The sequence below is a fragment of the Mycobacterium sp. MS1601 genome, assembly GCF_001984215.1.
Taxonomy (GTDB): Bacteria; Actinomycetota; Actinomycetes; order Mycobacteriales; family Mycobacteriaceae; genus Mycobacterium.
This window is the reverse complement of sequence record NZ_CP019420.1, coordinates 2,755,053-2,776,195: the sequence shown is the minus strand read 5'-3', so window position 1 is coordinate 2,776,195 and position 21,143 is coordinate 2,755,053. Positions and strand designations below refer to the sequence as shown.

General features: G+C 66.0%; 20 protein-coding genes and 2 pseudogenes. 7 read left to right on the top strand and 15 right to left on the bottom strand.

Annotated features, from left to right (window positions below):
- The first annotated feature begins 251 nt into the window (after positions 1–251).
- Both BVC93_RS13565 and BVC93_RS13560 read left to right on the top strand, forming a co-directional pair.
- Complete coding sequence (locus BVC93_RS13565) at positions 252–1,193, top strand: helix-turn-helix transcriptional regulator (protein ID WP_236950353.1); 942 nt, start codon at positions 252–254, stop codon at positions 1,191–1,193.
- A 26-nt stretch (positions 1,194–1,219) separates the two neighbouring features.
- Entirely contained in the window at positions 1,220–1,849 is a 630-nt protein-coding gene (locus tag BVC93_RS13560; RefSeq protein ID WP_083737879.1) for a TetR/AcrR family transcriptional regulator, read from the top strand.
- Here BVC93_RS13560 and BVC93_RS13555 read toward each other — a convergent pair.
- The 5 genes and pseudogenes from BVC93_RS13555 to BVC93_RS13535 form a co-directional block, all read right to left on the bottom strand.
- Positions 1,824–2,687, bottom strand: coding sequence for a polysaccharide deacetylase family protein (locus BVC93_RS13555; protein ID WP_083737877.1), 864 nt, complete (start codon positions 2,685–2,687; stop codon positions 1,824–1,826). The two genes, BVC93_RS13560 and BVC93_RS13555, sit on opposite strands and share 26 nt — an antisense overlap.
- A complete protein-coding gene (gene speB / locus BVC93_RS13550; RefSeq protein WP_083737875.1) occupies positions 2,684–3,652 on the bottom strand; it encodes an agmatinase in 969 nt (322 codons plus the stop codon). Before speB ends, BVC93_RS13555 begins: the two co-directional genes overlap by 4 nt.
- A 9-nt stretch (positions 3,653–3,661) precedes the next feature.
- A complete protein-coding gene (locus BVC93_RS13545; RefSeq protein ID WP_083737874.1) occupies positions 3,662–4,426 on the bottom strand; it encodes an SDR family NAD(P)-dependent oxidoreductase in 765 nt (254 codons plus the stop codon).
- Positions 4,423–5,094, bottom strand: a complete 672-nt coding sequence (locus tag BVC93_RS13540; protein WP_083737872.1) for an SDR family NAD(P)-dependent oxidoreductase — start codon at positions 5,092–5,094, stop codon at positions 4,423–4,425. The genes BVC93_RS13545 and BVC93_RS13540 overlap by 4 nt, the downstream gene beginning before the upstream one ends.
- Positions 5,087–6,513 (bottom strand): annotated as a pseudogene (locus BVC93_RS13535) (APC family permease). Before BVC93_RS13535 ends, BVC93_RS13540 begins: the two are co-directional and overlap by 8 nt.
- A gap of 143 nt (positions 6,514–6,656) precedes the next feature.
- Here BVC93_RS13535 and BVC93_RS13530 point away from each other — a divergent pair.
- Positions 6,657–7,951 (top strand): annotated as a pseudogene (locus BVC93_RS13530) (PucR family transcriptional regulator).
- A 13-nt stretch (positions 7,952–7,964) separates the two neighbouring features.
- Here the strand turns inward: BVC93_RS13530 and BVC93_RS13525 are convergent.
- A complete protein-coding gene (locus tag BVC93_RS13525; RefSeq protein WP_083737871.1) occupies positions 7,965–8,933 on the bottom strand; it encodes a helix-turn-helix domain-containing protein in 969 nt (322 codons plus the stop codon).
- 62 nt (positions 8,934–8,995) lie between these two features.
- On the opposite strand from BVC93_RS13525, the gene BVC93_RS33090 reads away from it, so the two are divergent.
- Positions 8,996–9,157, top strand: coding sequence for a hypothetical protein (locus tag BVC93_RS33090; protein ID WP_157516907.1), 162 nt, complete (start codon positions 8,996–8,998; stop codon positions 9,155–9,157).
- 168 nt (positions 9,158–9,325) lie between these two features.
- Here BVC93_RS33090 and BVC93_RS13520 read toward each other — a convergent pair whose 3' ends face one another.
- From BVC93_RS13520 to BVC93_RS13505, 4 genes are read right to left on the bottom strand one after another with little or no spacing between them, the layout of a single operon-like run.
- Positions 9,326–9,757, bottom strand: a complete 432-nt coding sequence (locus tag BVC93_RS13520; RefSeq protein WP_083737869.1) for a DUF5078 domain-containing protein — start codon at positions 9,755–9,757, stop codon at positions 9,326–9,328.
- Positions 9,754–10,095, bottom strand: coding sequence for a DUF732 domain-containing protein (locus BVC93_RS13515; RefSeq protein WP_083741030.1), 342 nt, complete (start codon positions 10,093–10,095; stop codon positions 9,754–9,756). Before BVC93_RS13515 ends, BVC93_RS13520 begins: the two co-directional genes overlap by 4 nt.
- Positions 10,092–12,983, bottom strand: coding sequence for an MMPL/RND family transporter (locus BVC93_RS13510; RefSeq protein ID WP_083737867.1), 2,892 nt, complete (start codon positions 12,981–12,983; stop codon positions 10,092–10,094). Before BVC93_RS13510 ends, BVC93_RS13515 begins: the two co-directional genes overlap by 4 nt.
- Positions 12,980–13,405, bottom strand: a complete 426-nt coding sequence (locus BVC93_RS13505; RefSeq protein ID WP_083737866.1) for an MmpS family transport accessory protein — start codon at positions 13,403–13,405, stop codon at positions 12,980–12,982. Before BVC93_RS13505 ends, BVC93_RS13510 begins: the two co-directional genes overlap by 4 nt.
- 182 nt (positions 13,406–13,587) lie before the next feature.
- Between BVC93_RS13505 and BVC93_RS13500 the strand changes: the two genes are divergently transcribed.
- A complete protein-coding gene (locus tag BVC93_RS13500; protein WP_083737864.1) occupies positions 13,588–14,163 on the top strand; it encodes a TetR/AcrR family transcriptional regulator in 576 nt (191 codons plus the stop codon).
- A 29-nt stretch (positions 14,164–14,192) separates the two neighbouring features.
- Here BVC93_RS13500 and BVC93_RS13495 read toward each other — a convergent pair whose 3' ends face one another.
- Positions 14,193–14,885 (bottom strand): cutinase family protein, encoded by a 693-nt coding sequence (locus BVC93_RS13495; RefSeq protein WP_083737863.1) that lies wholly within the window; start codon positions 14,883–14,885, stop codon positions 14,193–14,195.
- A gap of 44 nt (positions 14,886–14,929) precedes the next feature.
- Positions 14,930–15,589: a cutinase family protein gene (locus tag BVC93_RS13490; protein ID WP_083737861.1), complete on the bottom strand. Its 660-nt coding sequence runs from the start codon at positions 15,587–15,589 to the stop codon at positions 14,930–14,932.
- Positions 15,590–15,649: 60 nt separating this feature from the next.
- On the opposite strand from BVC93_RS13490, the gene helR reads away from it, so the two are divergent.
- Positions 15,650–17,824, top strand: coding sequence for an RNA polymerase recycling motor ATPase HelR (gene helR, locus BVC93_RS13485; RefSeq protein ID WP_157516906.1), 2,175 nt, complete (start codon positions 15,650–15,652; stop codon positions 17,822–17,824).
- Here helR and BVC93_RS13480 read toward each other — a convergent pair.
- Positions 17,821–18,186 carry a hypothetical protein gene (locus tag BVC93_RS13480; RefSeq protein ID WP_083737859.1) on the bottom strand — a complete coding sequence of 122 codons (366 nt, stop codon included), beginning with the start codon at positions 18,184–18,186 and terminating at the stop codon, positions 17,821–17,823. The two genes, helR and BVC93_RS13480, sit on opposite strands and share 4 nt — an antisense overlap.
- Before the next feature lie 65 nt (positions 18,187–18,251).
- Between BVC93_RS13480 and BVC93_RS13475 the strand changes: the two genes are divergently transcribed.
- A complete protein-coding gene (locus BVC93_RS13475; protein ID WP_083737857.1) occupies positions 18,252–18,890 on the top strand; it encodes a TetR/AcrR family transcriptional regulator in 639 nt (212 codons plus the stop codon).
- On the opposite strand, the gene BVC93_RS13470 is transcribed toward BVC93_RS13475, so the two are convergent.
- Positions 18,853–19,572: an NUDIX hydrolase gene (locus BVC93_RS13470; RefSeq protein WP_083737855.1), complete on the bottom strand. Its 720-nt coding sequence runs from the start codon at positions 19,570–19,572 to the stop codon at positions 18,853–18,855. The genes BVC93_RS13475 and BVC93_RS13470 overlap by 38 nt on opposite strands.
- Before the next feature lie 10 nt (positions 19,573–19,582).
- Entirely contained in the window at positions 19,583–21,085 is a 1,503-nt protein-coding gene (locus tag BVC93_RS13465; RefSeq protein ID WP_083737853.1) for a phospholipase D-like domain-containing protein, read from the bottom strand.
- Positions 21,086–21,143: the final 58 nt, after the last annotated feature.

The following is a 21,143-nucleotide window of genomic DNA, read 5'->3' as shown; positions in this document are numbered from 1 at the left end:
GGTGGGGCAGATGAAATCGAGCATGAGAAGGCCTCCCGAAACTATGACCCATGACGCCGATGCATTGAGCGTTGCTTGCCTTTACCCAACAATTCTCCGGCGAAAACCCCCACCCGGCGCAACAGGAACTGCTAGTTTGCTGAGCACTCCGCCACACGCTTTGCTGTCAATAGAGGGCACCGCCGCGCCACCTGGAGGGGCTCGGGATGCTGCGGGTCGAGTCATGGCCTGCCTATACCGGGGGGTTACCGTTGGACGATCTCCATTTCGAGAGCTTTGATCTGGCCGAAACCGAGGACTTCCTCACCGAGGCCTACACCGCGATGCGCATCGGCGGGCGGGGGCAGCCCACCCGAACTCAAGTCGACCGACGATGGTTGGGGCCGGTCAGCCTGGATTCGCTGGCCTTCAGCTTCGACATGGATTTCACCGTCCTGCCACTGAACAAAGTGCCGGTGGGTCAGGTGCATTCCGGACACATCGAAACCAGGTTCGGCCAGGTCCGCGATGTCCTGGCACCTGGCGACGTCGCCCTGATAACCCCGCCCGACACCGCTTACTCCGGCCAGGTGAGCAAAGCCGTCTACCACGCGACCATGCTGGACCCCGACCAATTGGACCGGGTGGCGAGCCCCGGTGACACGGGTGCTCACGTGAAGCTGACGGGGCATCGTCCCGTCTCCCGTGCGGCGGGCAATCAGCTGGGCGCCTTCATCGGATATCTGCGCGAACGGGTGCGGATGAATCCGGAGATCTCCAGTTCGCAGCTGGTGACCTCCACCGCCGCCATGCACCTGGCGGCGGTGGTACTGGCCACCTTCCCCACCAATGCCCAGCTCGAACCCACGGCGGCCGACCGCGGGGGGCCCAAGGCCGCGTTGTTGCGCCGGGCCATCGCCTACATCGACGAGTCGGCGCAAACCGACATCTCCATCGTCGACATCGCCAAGCAGGTGAACATGACCCCACGCGGGGTGCAGTACATGTTTCGCCGCGAGCTGGACTGCACCCCTATGGAATACGTCCGCCGGGTGCGACTCGAGCACGCCCACCGCGAGCTGGTGAGTTCCAACCCGGACACGACGTCGGTGTCCCAGATCGCCACCCGATGGGGGTTCGCCCACCGGGGCCGCTTCGCACGTCACTACCGGCAGGCCTACGGGAAGTCGCCACAGCAGACACTGCACGGCTGATCGCTGTGGCATGGTGGTAAACCACCATGGAAAGCAAACAGGCGCAGGCCCGACTGGAGGTATCGCGGCACGCCTGTGCCCTGTTCTGGGAAAACGGGGTCTCCGGCACCAGCGGCGACGACATCGCCTCCGCCGCAGCACTTTCCACCCGCACCATCTGGCGCTACTTCCGATCCAAGGAGAGCTGCGTCGAACCGGTGCTGGCCAAGTCCATGCAGCGCTTCGTCGGCATGCTCGAACGCTGGCCAGACGAGTTGTCGCTCGGTGAGCATCTGGCCGCCGACGTGGTGGCCCATCCGTTCACCGCCGCGGACCTCGAGGACGAACGCAGTGCCATGCGGATCGCCACGATGACCGATAGCGAACCCGCACTGCGTACCTCGTACCTGATGGTGCACGACGAACTCGAACGTGCCCTGGTGCCGGTGATCGCCAAGCGGTTACGGCGCAGCACCGACGACCTGACGGTACGACTGTGCGCCGCCACCGTCACCGGGGCACTACGTGTGATCGACGAGGACGTCAGTCGTGCCGTCATCGTCGAGCACCGCACCTTCACCTCGGAGGAGGCCATGGCGATGATCGACACCGCCATCCTGGACGCCACCAACGGCCGGATCGGCGGTCCCGTCAGCGGGGAACAGCCGGAGGCGTGATGGACCTGGGTGGGAGCCCCAGCCCACGAACGTGTTCGGCGATCGTGGACAGATTCGTCACCCAGACGTCAGCGTGGTCCAGCACGTAGCGCATGAGATCACCCAACTCGAAGGCACGTGAGGGTCGGCCGGACAGAAACGGATGGTTGGTCAGCACCCAGCACCCGCCAACCCGGCGCAACCCGTCAAACTCCAACTGCCACAGTTCCCGCGCCTTGCGTGGACTCTCGATCAACCCACTGCCGGACAGGTCCGGCAGGAAGCAGTACTGCTCCCAGTCGTCGAGCGCCCACTGGATGGGGATCTCGACCAGCGATTGGTCCGCGCCGGGTGTGACGGCCAATTCGTAGGGGTGGTCGGCGTCCATCAGGCTGGAGTCGTAGAGAAATCCCCGCTCCGCCAGGAGCGCCGGGGTACGCCACGACAGGTCCCACATCGGTGCCCGGTACCCCACCGGCCGAACCCCCGCCACGTCGGACAGGGCCGCCAGACCACGGTCCAGGGCTTCGATTTCCTGTTCCAGCGTCAACTGCGTGGGCTGCTCGTGGAGATAACCATGGTGGGCGATCTCATGCCCGGCAGCCACAAGGCTGCGCACCGCGTCCGGGTAGCGGTCGGCGGTGTGGCCCGGCACGAAGAACGTCGACCGGATCTGGTGCTGCTCCAGCAGATCCAGGATCCGGGGAATACCCACCAGTGGCCCGTACGCCTGATGGCTCATCACACTCATCCGGGCGCCCACCTCGGCGTTGCCCCAGAGCACAGCCGACTCCGCGTCGACGTCGAAGGTGAACGCCGCAGCGGCACGCTTACCGTCGGGCCAGCTGAGTTGGCTCATCCGTCGACCATAAGGCTGATCAACTCGTAGGCGATGTTGGCCCCGGCCACTGCGGTCACCTCGGCATGGTCGTAGGCCGGAGACACCTCCACCACGTCGGCACCGACGATGTTGAGCGCACGCATCGCGCGCAGTACCGCCACCAGTTCCCTGCTGGTCATGCCGCCGATCTCCGGTGTTCCGGTGCCCGGTGCGAAGGCGGGGTCCAGCACGTCGATGTCCACCGACACATACACCGGATGCCCTCCCACCCGCTGCAGTACGCGTTCGATCACGCCGTCGACACCGATGCGGTCGATATCGCGGCAGTGCACAACGGTGAACCCCAGTTCGGCGTCGTCCAGCAGATCCTTGCGGTCATACAACGATCCGCGGATGCCGACGTGCGCCGAATGCCCTTTGACCAACAGACCTTGTTCGGCTGCCCGCCGGAACGGGGTGCCGTGGGTGCACGGCGCTCCGAAGTAGGTGTCCCAGGTGTCGAGGTGAGCATCGAAGTGCACCAACGCAACCGGTCCGTGGTGGCGGTTGACTGCTTGCAGTGCGGGCAGCGCGATGGTGTGGTCACCGCCGAGGAGCACAAAACGCTGGGCGGGATCCGGCACCAGATCGAGGATGCCGGCACACACCTGCGCCACCGCGGTCTCGATGTCGAACGGATTGGCAGCGATGTCGCCGGCGTCCACCACTTGCATCGCCGCGAACGGAGCCACGTCGAGGGCAGGGTTGTAGGGCTTGAGCAGACGGGAGGCCTGTCTGATCGCCGACGGTCCGAACCGTGCGCCAGGACGATAGGTGACACCGCTGTCGAACGGGACTCCGATGACGGCAAGGTCGTAACGTTCGACGTCACGGCACTGCGGAAGTCGGGCGAAGGTGCCCAGGCCGGCATACCGCGGTACCTGTTGAGCGTCCACCTGCCCCACGGTTGCCGACGCTGACCGCACGTCAGGTTCGCTGGTCACGTCATCCTCCTAGACACGGGTCCTGGTCGATCCGCCATTGCACGAGACCACCTGTCCTACAATCGCTTCCATCTCGAAGTCACACAGCAACTCCACCGCCGCAGCAACCTCCTCACGTGATCCTATGCGGCCCAAGGGAATAGCCGCCGCGTACTGCCGGTGAATCTGATCGAGGCCAACCCCGGCTGCGTCGGCGTCGACGTGCAGTTGCGGGGTGTCGATCACCCCTGGTGCCACGGCGTTGACGATGATGTGTTCAGCGGCCAACTCCCGGCCCAGGGTCTTCACCAAAGAGATCAGTCCTGACTTGGAGGCGGCGTACGCGGTGGCCTGCGGCCATCCGGTGACTCCCCACTCGCTGGTGATCATCACGATGCGACCAGCGCCCTGGGCTCGCATGTGCGGCAACGCCGCCTGCACCAGGAAGAAGGCGCCGCCCAGGTTGGTGTCCACCACCTTCCACCAGTCGTCGATGTCGTGGTCGAGCAACGGCGCCATGGTCATGTACGCGTGGTTGGCCACCAGGATGTCGAGCCGTCCGGCTTGCTGCGTCACTTCGGTTGTGATGCGTGCACATTCGCCCCGGTCCGCGACGTCACCAGCGGCGGTGAACCCACCGATGTCGGTGGCCAGCGCCGTCAGTTCGGCACTGTCACGAAGATCGTTGACCGCGACGGTGGCTCCGGCCGCCGCGAGCCGTCGAGCGTGCGCGGCGCCCATCCCCTGGGCGGCGCCGGTCACCAACGCAACGCGCCCGCGTAGATCGGTACTCAAATCACCGCTCCTGAGTTCACGTTGACCACGTCACCGACACTGAAGGTCGCGTCACACACCAGGTACTCCACACAGCGCGCCACCTCGGTGGGCTTGGTGAGCCGGCGTAATGGCAACGTCGCCAGGTACTCGGTTGCCCGCCACGGCGAATCTGGCGCCAGCAACGGGGTATCGGTGGGCCCAGGTGCCACGCAGTTCACCCTGACACCGTGATGCGCCACCTCGGCAGCGAGACTGCGCGCGGTCCCCAGGATCGCGCCTTTGGCGGCAGCGTAGTGCGCGTCGTGCTCACCGCCGCCGACGGCGAGCTCACTGGCCACCGCCACCAGGGCTCCGCGCCGAGCTATCAGATCCGGAAGCGTTGCACGTGCCACGTTGACCAGCCCGCCCAGGTGCACCCGCAGCATCCGATGCCAGGCCTCGGCAGTGATCTCGGCCGCGGGCGCCATCTCGTAGTGGCCGGCAGCGGTCACCACCGCGCTGACCGGACCAAGTTCATCACGCAGGCGTGCCACGGCGTCGGTGACGGCGGTGGGGTCCGAAACATCCACGCCTACAGCGAGATCGAGGATGCCCACACTGAACCCGCGGGCGGTCAGCGCGTCGACCACCGCCGCGCCGATACCGCTGGCGCCGCCGGTGACCAGCGCAACGGGCTGCTCAGTCATCAGCGGGGCTCGTGATCCGTGAACGCACACTCGCCATGGTCAGTCCGCCCAGAACGGCCAGTGCCGCCACCCCGATCCACACCGACCAATCCAGGTAGCGCTGTTCGAAAGCGACACGGGGCCAGGCGATGTTGAGGAATTGCAGCACGGCCCACACCGCAGCCACCACTGCCACCGGCACCGTCAGCGCACCGAGGCTGAAGGACCCAGGCGACCAGGAACGTCGCAGCACCACGACCAGGAAGCCGATCAGCGGGAACAGGAAGGCCAGGTAGAACCCGCCCGCGGTGAAGTTGACCATCAACGAGTACACGTCGCCGGCGACGATGCTCAGCAGGAACAGGGCGCTGCCGACCACCGTGGTGACCAGGATCGCGACCACCGGGATACGCGCCTGGCCCCGAAGCTGCACCAGCGCAGCGGCTCCGGGCAGCGCGCGATCACGGGCATAGGCCCAGATGACCCGCGATGCCGAGGTCTGCAGCGCCAGGAAACTGGCCAGGAAACCGATGACGAACAACACCTCGACCGGCTTGGCGATGCCGTGACCCAGTGCCGTGGTGAGGGTCTCGTACACCGGGTCGGCCACCGACCCGTCGGCAACCGCATCCAGATCGGGAATCGCCAGGATGATCGCCAGGCTCGAATAGGCCACCACCAGGAAGATGAACACGAGTGAGAACAGCACCGCCTTGGGCAGTTCCCGGCGGGGCTCGCGCACCTCTTCGGCAATGGAACCGGCACTTTCGAAGCCCACGAACGACCAGCCGATGAAGGCGACGGCCAGCAGGAAAGGCCCACTCATGTACGCCCAGAGGTCCACATCGGGGCCGCCACCGGTGAACAGCACCGACAGCGAGTTCTGCCGATGGAACAACAGCAGCCAGGTGCCCAGCACCACAGAGCCGATCACCTCAGCCACGATGCTGCCGATCATGAAGATCTTCAGCGCTTTTCGGCCGATGAGGTTGACCGCGGTGCCGGCCAGCAGGATGCCGAGCGCGATCAGTGCGAGCGTCCCCCGGAGGGCGCCTCGAGCCCGGCGATGTTGGCCAGGAAGCCCGCCGCCCCCAGGGCCACCGTGGCCATCGCTATCACCAGCGTCCACATGTAGACCCAGCCGGCGAACCAGCCGTAGGTGGTGCCGAGCAACCGGCGAGACCACTGGTAGATCGACCCCTCCAACGGCCAGCGCGACACCAGGGTGGCGAACACCAGTGCCACCAGGAGCTGGCCGCCGAAGACCAGCCCGAAGCCCCACCAGAAGCTCGGTCCCGCAGCCGACAGCGCAAGGCCGAAGATGCCGTACAGGGCGACGATCGGCGAGATGAAGGCGAACGCGAAGGCGAACGAGGACCACAACGTGAATTCACGGCGCAGCTGCTGGGGCTGCTCGACCGGACTGACCGCTGATGACATGAGACGAACTATCTCCGGTGTTGTGCGATCACACCAGCGGACAGGGCGAAGACGCAGAGATCGCACCGTTGGACCGCCACCCCATTGGTGGATCGCACAATGCGATCGGCCCACTGGTGTGTCGGGGACGTTACGCTCGGCAGATGCCCGACCCGTCGGCGCCGACCGTGCGCGACCTCCTCGAGACTTCCGGGCTGGGGCTCACCCTCCCACGGACCACGTCGCCGATCTGGATCGGGCGATCAGCTGGGCGCACACAACCGAGATGCGGGACCCGTCGCGCTACCTGCGCGGCGGAGAGTTGGTCTGCACCGTCGGCCTCAGCCTGCAGACCCCACTGGACTGCCGGACCTTTGCCGACGCGTTGGCCGGGGCCGACGTCGCCGGCATCTGTTTCGGTGTCGGCGACGGCCACGACGCCGTTCCCGCCGCGTTGCTGGAGCACTGCCACCACGTGGGCCTCGCCGTGCTGGTTGCCCCGCCGAGTGTGCCGTTCAGCCAGGTCAGCCGCTACGTGGCCGAGTACTGGCTGGGTACGGAGATCGCCGTCGCAAGGGCCACCAATGCCCTGGTCCCCGAGCTGGTGTCGGGACTGCGGCGCCACGAGTCACCCCGGCAGTTGCTGGACATCGCCGGCCAGATCCTGGGCTGCTATTTCCTGCTGGAACCGCCGGACAAGGTCGAGTGGGTGGGGCGCGGCGAGGCGCCAGAACCGGCGTTGTTGGAGATGATCACCCGATTCGTCCGGGCCGCCCAGGGCGAAAGGGATATCGAAGCAGCGCTGGGCCGTGAGCGGGTGGGGCAGTTGTTGTCTCTGGTGGAACGCCGCATGCTATTGCCCGATGCCCTGAGCCAGCTGCTGGACTGGCCCGGCTTCGGCGCCGCCGCGATCACCTGCTCGGCCTGGCCCGCCGGCGCGGGCGCCCTGCTGTCCATGGCGTTTCCCGGTGAGCTGGTGGGCGATGCACCTGATCTGTGCCTGATGCTCGCGGTTGATCCTCCCGAGGAGCTCTCGGTGCCGTCCGGACACTCCGCGCCGGTGCCGCTGACGGAACTGGGGTCGGCGATAACTCAGGCACGCATCGCCCTCGACTTGGCCCAGCACCGCGGCGGCCGGGTCGGCCCCGATCAGTTGAGCACCCTGGAATCACTGCTGGAGCAACTGCCGGCGGCGCAGCTGGCACCGTTCAAACAGCAGCTGATCGACCCGTTGGCTGAGCTGGATCGGCACCGCGGCACCCAACACGTCCGGACATTGCGGGTGTTCCTTGCCGCCAACGGTTCCCTGAGCGAAACCGCCAGAGAACTGTACCTGCACACCAACACCGTGCGCCACCGGCTGACCCGTATCCAGGAGATCACCGGCCGGGATCCGTTGCAGCACAGCGATTTGACCGCGTTCGCCATCGGCTTGCGGGCATGCGATCGTTCGCCGTGATCTCGGCAGCTGCTCAGCGTGTCAGGGCGAAACTACCGCGGTAGTCGCTGGGGGTGGTGCGCACCTGCCGCACAAAATGATGGCGAAAGGTCACCACTGATTCGAATCCCACTCTGGCAGCGATCTGTTCGACGGACAGCGACGACGATTCCAGCAACGGCAGGCTGGCCTGGATGCGCTGTTCGATGAGCCACTTGATCGGCGTGGTACCGGTGGCCTTCGCGAACTGCCGCAGATAACTGCGCCGCGACAGCGCGGACTGGGCGGCCAGTTCGTCGAGCGTCAGGGGTTGGTCCAGATGCTGTAGCGCCCAGGCCATTCCGGCGGCGATGCGGCCGTCCGTCGACGGTTCGGGCACGGGTGTTTCGATGTACTGTGCCTGACCACCGGACCGGTGCGGCGAGATGACGAGCTTGCGGGCGACGTCGTTGGCCACTTGAGTGCCGTGATCGTTGCGCACGATGTGCAGACAGAGGTCAAGTCCCGCCGCACATCCCGCGCTGGTCAGGACATCACCACTGTCGACGTACAGCGGCGCGGCGTCGACGTCGATTTCGGGGTAACGCTGCTGCAGCTGGTCGACGTAGATCCAATGTGTGGTGGCCGTGCGGCCATCCAGGACTCCGGCGGCCGCGAGTGCGAACGCCCCGGAGCAGATGGACACCAGCCTGGCGCCGCGATTGCGCGCTGACCGGATCGCGGCGACGAGTTCGGGTGAGGGTTGCTCGGTGACGTCCCGGACGCTGGGGATGATCACGGTGTCAGCGGCGGCCAGGGTGTCGAGGCCATGTGGCGTCCTCAAAGTGGCTCCACCCAGCATGCGCACCTCGGGGGTTTCGGCGCACATGGTGAGCGAGTACCAGGGTCGCACGATTCCCGCCGAGAACTGTTCGGACAGCTCGGTCATTCCGAAGATCTCTGCGGGCACTCCGGATTCGAAACCCGACATGCCGTCATAGGCGAGGATGGCCACCGAGTGCATGTCACTATGTTAACGAACAACGGCACCAGTGCCACTGTCTATGGCCGTGGAGCTCCACCACCATGGAGAACATGCTGTACCAGAAGCGAACTCGATGGCATAAGCTCCGCGATCGCCGCGGCATCCGCAGCGTCGCCGCCTTCCAGGCCGGGATCCACGCCGCAAACGGCATCGCGCACGGCGTGCCGGTGTCACCGCGGTCCCCCGCAAGGCCCGCCAAATGACCGCCTGTCACTTCTGGGCGCAATCTGCACCCCAATCCCGCCCAGGAGTGACGCGCGTTCACCGTCTGGGGCGCACGTGGCCACAGTGGCGCGAGGTGGCGTGAGGTGGCGTGAGTGGCTGTGAAGTGGTGACTAGTGGGCGTGAAGTGGCGCGAACGAGAGCGGCGGCTACCAGGTCCAGACGGTGGGGTCGACGGGTGGGTAGGTCATGCAGACGTCGGTGCCGTGGGCGACGACGCCTTTGTTGTTGAAGAACAGCTTGGCCCAGTTGGGCCAGTTCCAGGCCAGCGTCTCGTAGAAGGCGTTGGTGGCCGTCTCCTCCGAGTACGCCCGACGGCCCGCGTAGTCCATCGAGAAGAACCAGCTGATCCGGTCACGAGTCCACTTCTGCACATCAGGGGACTTGTTGTTGTAGTCGATGATGTAGCGCTCGTAGTACACCGGATCGGTATCGCGGACAGCGGCCATGTACTGATCCACCGTGCAGGTGGTCTTGAGCATCCGGCTGGGAATCGGATACTCATCGGTGGCATCAGCAGCCGCCGGAGCTGCAGTGGCCACAAAAGCCACCGCCAACACCGAAGTCAGAACACGCTTCATCGCCCACTCCGATCCGCAGCCTGCTGCAACACAAACGCCTGCTCCGGGCAATAGATCGGGATACCAGCGCCCACGAACTGCCACGCCTGATCGGTGGTGCTGCCCTTCTGCAACTGATCGTGGACGAACTTCGCCGAAGCGAACGCATCCGCGTCATGACCGTTACGCAGCCGCTTGCACATCAACTTCCCGATCCACGCGTTGAAGTCCTTCTGCCCGTAGATCCCGAAGGTGTGCAACTGGTCGGCAAACGCCTCATCCGGATCAGCCGCAGCCACCGGGGCATTGAGCACCAACCCCACCGAAACAGCCAGCGCGCCAACCACTGCCCTGATCACGAGGTCACCTCGGCGGTCTTCGGCGTCGGCCAGGGCTGCGGTTTGGGTCGCATCCGCACGTTCTGCGGCCACCAGAACCAACGGCCCAGCAGCGCGGCGATCGAGGGCGTCATGAACGAGCGAATCACGAAGGTGTCGAACAGAAGTCCAAGACCGATGGTGGTGCCCACCTGACCCATGATGGTCAGGTCGCTGACCGCCATCGTCATCATGGTGAAACCGAACACCATGCCCGCCGCGGTCACTGTCGACCCGCTGCCGCCCATGGTCCGGATCATGCCGGTGTTCAGACCGGCATGTATCTCCTCTTTGAGTCGCGCCACCACCAGCAGGTTGTAGTCGGCGCCGACCGCCAGCAGGATGATCACCGCCATCGGTAACACCATCCAGTGCAACGGAATACCGATGAGGTGCTGCCAGATCAACACAGAGATACCGAAGGACGCGCCCAGCGACAGGATCACCGTGCCCACGATCACTGCCGCGGCCACCACCGACCTGGTCAAGATCAGCATGATGATGAAGATCAGGCAGATCGCGGCGATCCCGGCGATCAACAGGTCGAACGCCGTGCCGTCGGCCATGTCCTTGAACGTCGCCGCGGTGCCGCCCAGGTAGATGGTGGAGCCTTCCAGCGGCGTGCCCTTGATGGCTTCCTTTGCGGCGTTCTTGATGCCGTCGATCTTGGCGATGCCCTCCGCCGACATCGGATCGCCTTCGTGGGCGATGATGAACCGCACTGCATTGCCATCGGGCGAGATGAACTGCTCCAGCCCCTTGGCGAAGTCCGGGTTGTCCAGCGCTTCCTGCGGCAGGTAGAACGAGTCGTCGTTGCGGGCGGCGTTGAAGGCGTCACCCATCTCGGTCTGGTTCTCCGACATGATCTTCTGCTGCTCCTGCATCCCCGATTGGGTCTGCTGCATCGTCAGCATCATGGTTTTCATCGACTTCATCGTCTCGATCATCGAGGGCATGATCGCCAGCATCTGAGGCATCAGCGAGTCCAGCCGGTACATCGAGGGCAACAGATCCTCAATGCCCGCGGTCATCACGTCGATGCCGTCGATGGTGTCGAAGATCGACCGCAGTGCCCAGCAGATGGGGATGTCGTAGCAGTGCGGTTCCCAGTAGAAGTAGTTGCGCATCGGACGGAAGAAGTCGTCGAAGGTGGCGATGTTGTCGCGCAGCTTCTGGATGTCGACCACCATGTTGTCCATCTGCGTCACCATCTGGTGGGTGGTGTCGGCCATTTCGGTGGTGATGCGCTGCATCTCGGTCATCGAGTCGATGTTGACCTGCATGTCTTCGGCCTGCTTGAGCATGTTGGCCATCACGTCGTCGTTGTAACGCTGGTTCAGCGTCTGCAGGGTGCCCTGCTGGCTCATCAGGTACGGAATGGACGTGTTCTCGATCGGCTTGCCGTCGGGCCGGGTGATGGTCTGTACCCGGCCGATGCCCTCCACCGCGAAGATCCGTTTGGCGATCTTCTCGATCACCAACATGTCCGCGGGATTGCGCAGATCGCGGTCGGTCTCGATCATCAGCATCTCGGGGTTCAGCCGCGACGGCGAGAAGTGGCGTTCGGCGGCGGCGTAACCGAGGTTGGTGTTGATGTCCGGCGGTAGGTACTGCCGGTCGTTGTAGCTGGTCTCGTACCCGGGCAGCGCCAGAAGGCCGATCAGCGAGGCAGCCACCGAGGTCACCAGGATCGGACCGGGCCAGCGCACCACGGCGGCACCGATCTTGCGCCAACCCCGTTTGCGCATGGACCGCTTGGGGTCCAGCAGTCCGAAACGGCTGGCGACGGTGATCACGGCAGGGCCAAAGGTCATGGCGGTGAAGATCAGCACCAGCATGCCCACAGCCAGCGGCACCCCCAGAGTCTGGAAGTACGGCAGCCGGGTGAAGCTCAGGCAGAAGGTGGCGCCGGCAATGGTCAGGCCCGAACCCACGATCACGTGCGCAGTGCCGCCGAACATGTTGAGGTAGGCGGTTTCCGGATCCTCCCCGTCACCGCGGCCCTCCTGGTAGCGGCCGATCAGGAAGATGGCGTAGTCCACCGCGATCGCGATGGCCAACGTGGACAACAGGCCGGTGGCGAACACCGACAGACCGATAACGTCGTGATAGCCCAGAAAGGCCACCGTGCCGCGCACCGTGGCGATGCTGACGCCCACCATCACCAGCATCAGCACCGTGGTGATGATGGAGCGGTAGATGATCAGCAGCATGAGGATGATGACACCGAAGGTCAGCGCCTCCACCATGCGCAGACTGTTGTGGCTGGCCTCCTGCTGATCAGCTGACAGTGCCGCCGCGCCAGTGATGTACGTCGACACCCCCTCGGGCGCAGGCGTGCTGTCGATGATGTCGCGGACCGCCTGGACGGATTCGTTGGCCAGCGACTCGCCCTGGTTGCCCGCGATGTTGGCCTGTACGTAGACGGCTTTGCCGTCGTTGCTCTGCACGCCGGAGGCGGTCAGCGGATCACTCCACAGGTCCTGCACGTGCTCGACATGTGTGGGGTCGGCCTGCATCTTGCGGATGATCTCGGAGTAGTACTGCCGGGCGTCGTCGCCCAGCGGCTCTTCGCCTTCCAGCACGATCATCACCGAGCTGTTGGACTTGTACTCGTCGAACACCAGTCCCGCGCGCTGCATCGCGATCACCGCGGGCGCCTCGTCGGGGCTCATCGAGACCGAACGTTCCTCGCCCACCGTCTCCAGCTGGGGCACCGAGATGTTGAGGAAGGCCGCGATGGCGATCCAGATCAGGATGATCGGGACCGACAGCTTGCGGAACAGCCGGGCGGGCTTCTCGAAGTGGAAGTGCCGGGGTTCGATCACCTGCACGGGCCCGGTGGGCGCCTCGGCCGAGGGATCGCTCATGCGGACTTCTCGATGCAGAAGGTCTGGGCGCTCACGCCGTCCACAGTTCGTTCCTCTTTCAGTTCACCGTCGACGATGATGCGGCAGGTCAGACTGCTGCCGTCGCCTTGGGCCACCACGTGCGCCATGGCCGAGGGGTTGGTGGTCTCCAGGCGCACGTGCCACGGCAGCGCCGCTCCGTCGACCCGCTGGGGTTTGCCCTCGAGGTCCATGTAGTTGACGTTGGCGACTCCACCCAGGCCGTCGACCTCGTACTCGACGACCTTGGGCTCGAAGGGTTCCGGGTCGTCAGCGAAGTTCACCGGCGTGATCGTCGGCCCCTCGGACGCGAAGAATCCGCGGATGCGGTGGACGGTGAATCCGGCGATCACCACAACCAGCACGATCAACAGCGGCAGCCATGCTCGCCTGACCACCTTCATACCCCGGACTCCTCTGTGGCTGAACGGTTGGTTTGACTCGTCCTTAGTGGGGCTAAACGCTATCCATTCGACTATCGTTTTACAAGCCGAGCGGCTAAGTGTTCGTAGTCACACCGAGACCGGGGTACAGTCCGCAGATCGACGTCTGCACCCACGGTGACGGCAGTAGATGAGGGGTTCTTGTGTCAAAACCGTCAGCTACCAAAACAACTGCGCCGCGCGGCTTCGCCCGTGAGCGGGTGCTGGACGCCGCCCTTGAGCTGTTCGCCAAGCACGGCGTGCACGGGACATCGCTGCAGATGATCGCCGACCGCCTCGGTGTCGGGAAGGGCGCGGTCTACTACCAGTTCCAGTCCAAGGACGAAATCGCACTGGCCGTCGTGAAGCCGATCTTCGAGGACATCGAACACCTGAACCGGATCGCCGAACTGCAGCCCTCCCACGAGGCGCAGCGCGATGTGGCGGTCAGCGGACTCGTCGAACTCGCCATCCGGCACCGCCGGGTGTCATCGCTGTTCTACGGTGATCCCACCATCCATCAGATCGTGGAATCGTACGGCGACTTCCAGAAGATCATCGACCGGTTCTCGGCACTGCTCTTGGGACCCGCCCCCGACACCGTCACGCGGGTGGCCATGTCCATGACCACGGCCGGAATCTACGCCTGCGCAACCGATCCCATGCTGGCCGATGTGGACGACAACGAGCTGCGCACCATTCTCCTGGCCTGCTCGAAGAGATGCGCCTGCTCGAGCTAGAGCCCCCGAATCAGTAGCGCGGCGCCATCTCAGATTCGGCTGACGGCGTACGCCGCACCCTCGGAGACCTGGCCATTGACCGGATACAGCGCATGAGCCACCGTCGGTCCTGCACCGAATACACCCTCACAGATGGTGTCGCCGGCGGCACACAGATCCAGCGTCTTGCCGGTGTAGGCCGCCCCGATGTCGATGGTCGGGGCGTTGAAAGAGCTGAGGAACTGATTCGACGGCTTCCCGAACAGCACCACCGCGGCCACGTTGTCGGCGACGTCGGAGGGCAGCGGAGGCGGAACCAGCTCAGCAGGCACCCCGGCAGGCGCGGCCGTGGACGTGGTGAAACCCGTGACTGCTCCGCCCTGCGAGTAGCCGCCCAGGATCAGCCGGGTGTCCGGGCAGGTGGCTGCCATGTACTCGATCCTGGCGCCCTGGTCACGGACGCCCGCGGTGACGCTGCGCACGATGTCGAGGCGGTCGTTGAAGTTGCCGCTGGCCGGGTAGTTCACCGGGTAGACGTCGACAGAGCGTCCGTCGGCCTGGTTGCGCACCGAGTCGACAAAGGCCTGCCCGATGCCACCGACGCCCGGCGCCTCACCGGTTCCGCGGGCAAAGATCACCTCGGCGTCGGGGCAAGCGGGTTCGGCGGACGCCACCGGAGCACCGATCAGGGCGCCGGCAGCCACCGTCGCGCAGAACAGACCGAGTGTGTTTCGCAGACTCATGCGCTGTCATTACCCGGCACAGCGGCGTACAACGCAGGCAACAATTACAGCTTGCTGACGGCGTACACCGCTCCGCGGGCCACCATGCCGTTGACCGGATACAGCCGGTGCGCTGCGCGGGGGCCGTCGAGAATCCCTTCACACACGGCGTCGCCGGGTGCGCACAGATCAAGTGTCTTGAACGCGTAACGCTTACCGATGATGATGCGCGTGACGCTGTAGCGCGGCAGCAGTTCGCCGGAGGGCTTACCGAAGAACACCACGGCGGCCACGTGGTCGGCCACCCGAGCGGGCAGCGGCGTTGACGTCAGCATGCCGGTGAGCGCCGCGCCCTGCGAATACCCGCCGAGCACCATCTTGGTGTCGGGGCAGTACCGCACCATCCACGTCAGATGATCGGCCTCATCGCGCACACCCGCCGCCACGGTCCTGGCGATCTCGGGGCGGTCCGAGAAATTGCTGCTGGCCGCATAGTCCACCGCGTACACACCGACGGTTCGCCGGCCTGCCTGCGAGCGCACCGCGTCGACGAATGCCCGGCCCACTCCCCCGACGCCAGGCGGCTCGCCGCTGCCGCGCGCAAAGACCACCTCGACGTCGGGACAGGAGTCTGCGTTCGCCGCCGGGTTGGTGGCGGGAGTCACTGCAGCACAAACCGCCACCAGCGCCGCGCCCGTGACCTGGGCTGCCCACCGCGCCTTCATGTCTCCCCCTGCGTGTTTTGCGACGCCAGGATAATCGACTGGGACTACGTGAGGAGCCAGGTGCCGGATCAAGATTACGGACAGGAACTGCAGGCCGAGCAGAGGTATGTCAGCGAGCTCTACTCGCGGCTGGACGCCGAGCGGGCGCGGCTGCAGGCCCGCTACAGCTCCGCCCTGCGTGGCCACGACGACCGTGAGGGCGCGGCGTTGCTGGAGCGCGACGTCGAGGTGCGCGCGGTGGCCAAGCAGTTGCAGCGCCTCGATGTGGCCGACCACGGTCTGTGCTTCGGCCGCCTCGACACCAACGCAGGTGAGCGCTTGTACATCGGGCGCATCGGCATCGGCGTGGAGATCGCCGAATCCGACCCACTGCTGATCGACTGGCGGGCCCCGGCGGCGCGGCCGTTCTACGTGGCCACCGCGGCGCACCCGGAGGACATGAGCAGGCGCAGGCAGTTTCATTCCCGGGGGCGCACCGTCGTCGACTTCACCGACGAGCAGTTCGGCACCCCGCATGCGGGAGCACGCGGCGACGCCGCGCTGCTGGCCGCTGTCAGCGCCCCGCGCGGTGAGGGCATGCGCGACATCGTCGCCACCATCCAGGCCGAGCAGGACAGGATCATCCGGCTGGACAATCCCGGTGTGCTGGTGATCGAAGGCGGCCCCGGCACCGGTAAGACCGTGGTGGCGCTGCACCGGGTGGCATACCTGCTCTACACCCAGCGCGCCCGGTTCGAGCGGCACGGTGTCCTGATCGTGGGCCCCAATCAGGCGTTTCTCAACCACATCGGCCGGGTGCTGCCGTCGCTGGGCGAATCGGACGCGGTGTTCATGACCACCGGCGATCTGGTCCCGGGCCTGCAGGTCAGCGCCGAGGACACTCCCGACGCCGCCCGGTTCAAGGGGTCGCTGAAGATGCTCGAGGTGCTGGCCGCGGCCATTGCCGACTGGCAACGACTGCCCCAGGATCCGATCCCGATCGAGTTGACCGACACCGAGGTGCGCATCGACGCCGCGACGGCCGAGTGGGCGCGCCAGGAGGCCCGCGACAGCGGACTGCCGCACAACGATGCCAGGGCCAAGTTCCGCGAGATCATCGTCTACGTACTCACCGAGCGTGCCACCAGCCGGATCGCCAAAGGCTGGCTGTCGCGTGAGGACACGAATGCCTGGGCCGAACTGCGGTCGGACCTGTCCGCCGAACTCGACGATCACGAGCAGGTGGGCAAAGCGATCGACGCGCTGTGGCCGATCCTGACTCCGGAGAAGCTGCTGGCATCGCTGTACAGCTCGCAGGAGAGGCTGAGCACCGCGGGTGCCGATCCCGCGCTGTGGCGCGAAGACGGGCAGGCCTGGACGGTGTCGGACGTACCTCTGCTCGACGAGCTGATCGACATGTTGGGCCGTGACCGCCGGGCCGAGGCGGTCGCGGAGCGTGAACGCCAGGAGGAGGAGGCTTACGCCGCCGGGGTGCTGGACCTGCTGATCGACCGCGAAGATCTGATGGACGACGAGGACAAGCTTCTGGCAGGCGACGTCATCGACGCCGAGAAGCTGGCCGACCGGTTCACCGAGCGCGACACCCGCGACCTGGCCGAGCGCGCCGCGTCCGACCGGGACTGGACCTACCGCCACGTGGTGGTCGACGAGGCCCAGGAGCTCTCGGAGATGGACTGGCGCGTGCTGATGCGTCGCTGCCCCAGCCGGTCGTTCACCGTCGTGGGTGATCTGGCCCAGCGCAGGTCCTCCGCGGGTGCACCCAGCTGGGGGGCCATGCTGGATCCCTATGTGCCGGGCCGGTGGGTGTATCGGACGCTGTCGGTGAACTACCGCACGCCCGCGGAGATCATGTCGGTGGCGGCGGACCTGCTCGCCGAGATCGCACCGGCGGTGACACCGCCGGAGTCGGTGCGCTCCAGCGGTGTCGCACCATGGTCCCGACAGGTCACTCCGGGCCAATTATCTTCGGCGATAGCTGAATTCGTCGACCGTGAGTCACAACTGGACGGCACCAGCGTGGTGATCGGCCCGCCCGGGACACCGGGCACGGTACCGCCGTCGGAGACCAAGGGGCTGGAGTTCGACGCCGTGCTGGTGGTCGAGCCCGATCAGATCCTGGCCTCCGACGCAGGCGGCGCCGAACTCTACGTCGCGCTGACGCGGGCCACCCAGCGCCTGGGTGTGCTGCACACCGGTCCGTTGCCAGAGGCGCTGAGCGGGTTGCACACGAGCTAGAGCACCGGGGTGGTGGGCTGCAGCACTGCGGCCACCACCGCCTCGCTGCGCAGATGCTCGAATGCGACATAGTCCGGGTCGACGATCATCTCCGCGAAGTGCCGGCGACTCGGGTACCGCACCAGGGCCACCATGTCCCAAATCCGGCCATCGGCGGCCAAGGGCGCCGAGCCTGCCCCGCCGTAGACGACTTCGACGTTGTAGCGCTCCTTGACGCCGCTGGTCTCGAACTTCTCCAGGTAGGACAGGTACTTCGCCTCGCCGCCATCCGGCTCGAACTTCACCAAGTTGAGCATCACCACGGGCCCGCCGTCGTCCTCGGCGAGAAACTTCTGCACTGCTGCTTCATCCAAAACGGACATGACACTCCTTCAGATACTTGCCATACATCAAGCAACTTTAATCGTCCCAGCGGTACTGTCAACCCATGCATGACCAGGAGAAAGCCTCCCGCCGCACCCAGGAACAGCGGCGCACCGAAGCCCGACGCAGAGTGGTCGACGCAGCCACGGAACTGGTGGCGCAACGCGGTTCCCGGTCGATGTCGCTGGCCGACGTCGGCGTCGCGGCCGGCTACAGCCGCGGCATCGTCAACCATCACTTCGGTAGCAAGACCCGGCTGCTGGCCGCGGTACTGGAGAACTCACAGAACTTCGCCGTACCCGCCGACGCGCCCACCGGACTGAGCCGATTGACGTCGCTGATCACCACTTACCTGGGTGTCATCCGCCAGCGCTCCCCCAAACCCGAGGCGTTCCTGCAGCTGTGGGCGGAGTCCATGCGCAGCGACTCAGAGCTGGGACCACTGTTCGCCGAACGGGATTCGTGGTTCAGAGAACTCTTGGCCCAGCACATCCGCGACGGCATCGCCGACGGCTCCGTTCGACCCGACGCCAATCCCGACACCACCGCGCTGACGTTGGTAGGCATGCTGCGAGGCACCGCCATGCTGCTGTTCTCCACCGCACGCGACGCCGACGCCACCGCGGTGGCCGCCGACGCCGCCGCCATGGTGGAACATGACCTCGCTACTTCCAGGCGAACACCGGCTGCTCCAACTCGTTGACCGCCTCGGAGCGTCCCTCCAGTCCGAGCCAGCGCAACTGCAACAGCACCGCACCCGTCGGCGCGTGGATCAGGTCGTGTCCCAACGGAATCTGCACCACCGGCCGCGGGCTCTCCGGAATGGCGACGAACCGCGGTGAATCGTCGCGCAGCAGCTGGTGCAGGCCCACCCGGTACACCGCCACCACCTCGTCCGGCGACGGACGCGGATCACCTCGGCCGCCACCCCACACCACCACCGGGGTGATGACGTACCCCGACCGCGTGGCGTAATCGTCGAGCAACCCCAGCACCGCCGATTCCGGCAACCGAATACCCACCTCTTCGTCGAGCTCGCGCAGCGCGGCCTGCTCGGGCGTCTCCCCTGGATCGAGCCGCCCACCTGGCAGCGCCCACTGTGCGGCATGCGAACTGAGCCGAGAAGCCCTGCGGCACAGGAAGAACGACGCACCACCCGCCACGTCGACCATGCGGCCGTCCAGGTTCTGCCCCGGCATCGGCCGTCCGGCCATCCAACCGTCGGGCAGCACGGGGTCCACCCGGTCCTCACCGGCCACCGAGTCCACCAGCACCACCGCCACCGCCGCGTGCCGCTTCGTCGAGTCCGTCACCACCCGGCGCTCATGCCCTGCCAGATGGCCGGAGATCAACGTCCGCAGGTCGTCGTCGTAGCTGATCGTCACGCCACCGAACCTACTCATTGAGGCGCGCGATCCAACGCTGCGCACTGCGCACGAACGACGTCGGGACGCGGTCGGGATCCATCAGATCGTTCTCCGCCAACAGGCTGCCTTCACCGGCGATGGTCTCCTCGGTGAACGGCGTCAGCGTCCTACCTTGACCACGGGCCCCCTCGATGGCAGCCAACAGCGATCCGTCCGCCGCCGCCACGGCCGCATCGAAGTCGCCCGGATCCAGACCCAGATGTTCGGCGATCAGACCGTTGCGCACCGCCGCGATGGCCGATCTCTGCTCGTCGCCGGCCGCCTCGAACGCCAGGTCACACTCCTTGTCGAAGCCCAGCGACCGGTTGTTCAGATTCGACGAACCGATGCGCAGCAGCTGATCGTCGATCACCATCACCTTGGAGTGCACGTAGACCGACGTGCCGCCGGGGCTGTCTGGGCGGCGAGCTCTCCGGCCGCTCGTCCCTGGCGAACTCGACTCTCCGCCGGTCACCGGCCAAAACACCCCCAGCCGCCCGTGCTTGTCGGCCTCCCACAGGATGTGCAGCAGCCGATACCTCGCGCTGTCCATGGACTGTTCCTCGAGCTTGCTCTCGGAATGGCGGGGCAGCACGATCAGGACCTCCGGGCCGGCGGGCTCGCGTAGGCGAACAGCCAGGACGTCGACGATCTTTCTGGAGGCCAGGTACTGGTTCTCCAGGTAGATCGACTTGTCCGCGACCGCGAGAGCGGCGAGGTTGAGTGCCTCCACCTCTCGGACCTCGGGGTGCTCGGGCAGCTCCGGCAGTGTCCGCGCGATGCCGACCTGAACGTCACGCATCGTCGGCTCCAGGCCGCGTGGCCAGACCAGGTGGGCGGCCTCCACCGGCTCGAGCTCCACCCCGGTCGCGGTGTGCCAGCGCTGCCTGGCATGTTCGGCCAACGCCCGGGCGGCCGCCCCGTCCACCGCGGCGGCCACATCATGGCGCGGACCGTACGCGTGGCCGACGTTCTGGCGGAACTCGTTGCGGTCCAAGTGCTCTCGCGTATCCCAGCGGTCGACGGTGAGGTCCATACCACCACAAAACGCGATCTTGTCGTCCACCACCACGATCTTCTGGTGCGGCACGGCACCGGTGGGATGCACTCCGTCGACGGCGAACTGCAACCGGTCACTGCTGAGCCGGTTCATCAGTGCCACCGGCGTCACCGCACCCCACATGGCCTCGAAGGCCGACACCAGCCGCACGTTGGAGCGCAGCAGGTGGATCTCCAGCTCGGGCCGGATACGGACCAGGTAGCGCAGCAGCGTGCCCAGTTGATTGGGCCCGGGCAGTGTTTTACCGCCACGCTCCAGCAACATCCTGGTGTCGAAATCCCAGCCGATCAGCAGAATGCGGCGCCGCGCCCGCAGCATGGCGGCTTTGACGTGCCGGAAGTAGTCCTGGCCGTCGATGATGCACGCGACCCGGTCGGCGTGCTCGACGCGCCAGCACGTCTGACCGGTGACCAGGAGGCGCCCGTCGCGCATCTGGTGTGTCTACCACAGCCGTGCACGGTCGGCCGGTGACACGGATATAGCAGCGGTC

Coding starts and splice junctions, on each gene's coding strand:
- BVC93_RS13560 (WP_083737879.1), top strand. CDS start 1,220: ATGGAAAGCAAACAGGCGCAGGCCCGACTGGAGGTATCGCGGCACGCC.
- BVC93_RS13555 (WP_083737877.1), bottom strand. CDS start 2,687: ATGAGCCAACTCAGCTGGCCCGACGGTAAGCGTGCCGCTGCGGCGTTC.
- BVC93_RS13540 (WP_083737872.1), bottom strand. CDS start 5,094: ATGACTGAGCAGCCCGTTGCGCTGGTCACCGGCGGCGCCAGCGGTATC.
- BVC93_RS13525 (WP_083737871.1), bottom strand. CDS start 8,933: ATGCACTCGGTGGCCATCCTCGCCTATGACGGCATGTCGGGTTTCGAA.
- BVC93_RS33090 (WP_157516907.1), top strand. CDS start 8,996: ATGGAGAACATGCTGTACCAGAAGCGAACTCGATGGCATAAGCTCCGC.
- BVC93_RS13520 (WP_083737869.1), bottom strand. CDS start 9,757: ATGAAGCGTGTTCTGACTTCGGTGTTGGCGGTGGCTTTTGTGGCCACT.
- BVC93_RS13510 (WP_083737867.1), bottom strand. CDS start 12,983: ATGAGCGATCCCTCGGCCGAGGCGCCCACCGGGCCCGTGCAGGTGATC.
- BVC93_RS13505 (WP_083737866.1), bottom strand. CDS start 13,405: ATGAAGGTGGTCAGGCGAGCATGGCTGCCGCTGTTGATCGTGCTGGTT.
- BVC93_RS13495 (WP_083737863.1), bottom strand. CDS start 14,885: ATGAGTCTGCGAAACACACTCGGTCTGTTCTGCGCGACGGTGGCTGCC.
- BVC93_RS13490 (WP_083737861.1), bottom strand. CDS start 15,589: ATGAAGGCGCGGTGGGCAGCCCAGGTCACGGGCGCGGCGCTGGTGGCG.
- BVC93_RS13480 (WP_083737859.1), bottom strand. CDS start 18,186: ATGTCCGTTTTGGATGAAGCAGCAGTGCAGAAGTTTCTCGCCGAGGAC.
- BVC93_RS13475 (WP_083737857.1), top strand. CDS start 18,252: ATGCATGACCAGGAGAAAGCCTCCCGCCGCACCCAGGAACAGCGGCGC.
- BVC93_RS13465 (WP_083737853.1), bottom strand. CDS start 21,085: ATGCGCGACGGGCGCCTCCTGGTCACCGGTCAGACGTGCTGGCGCGTC.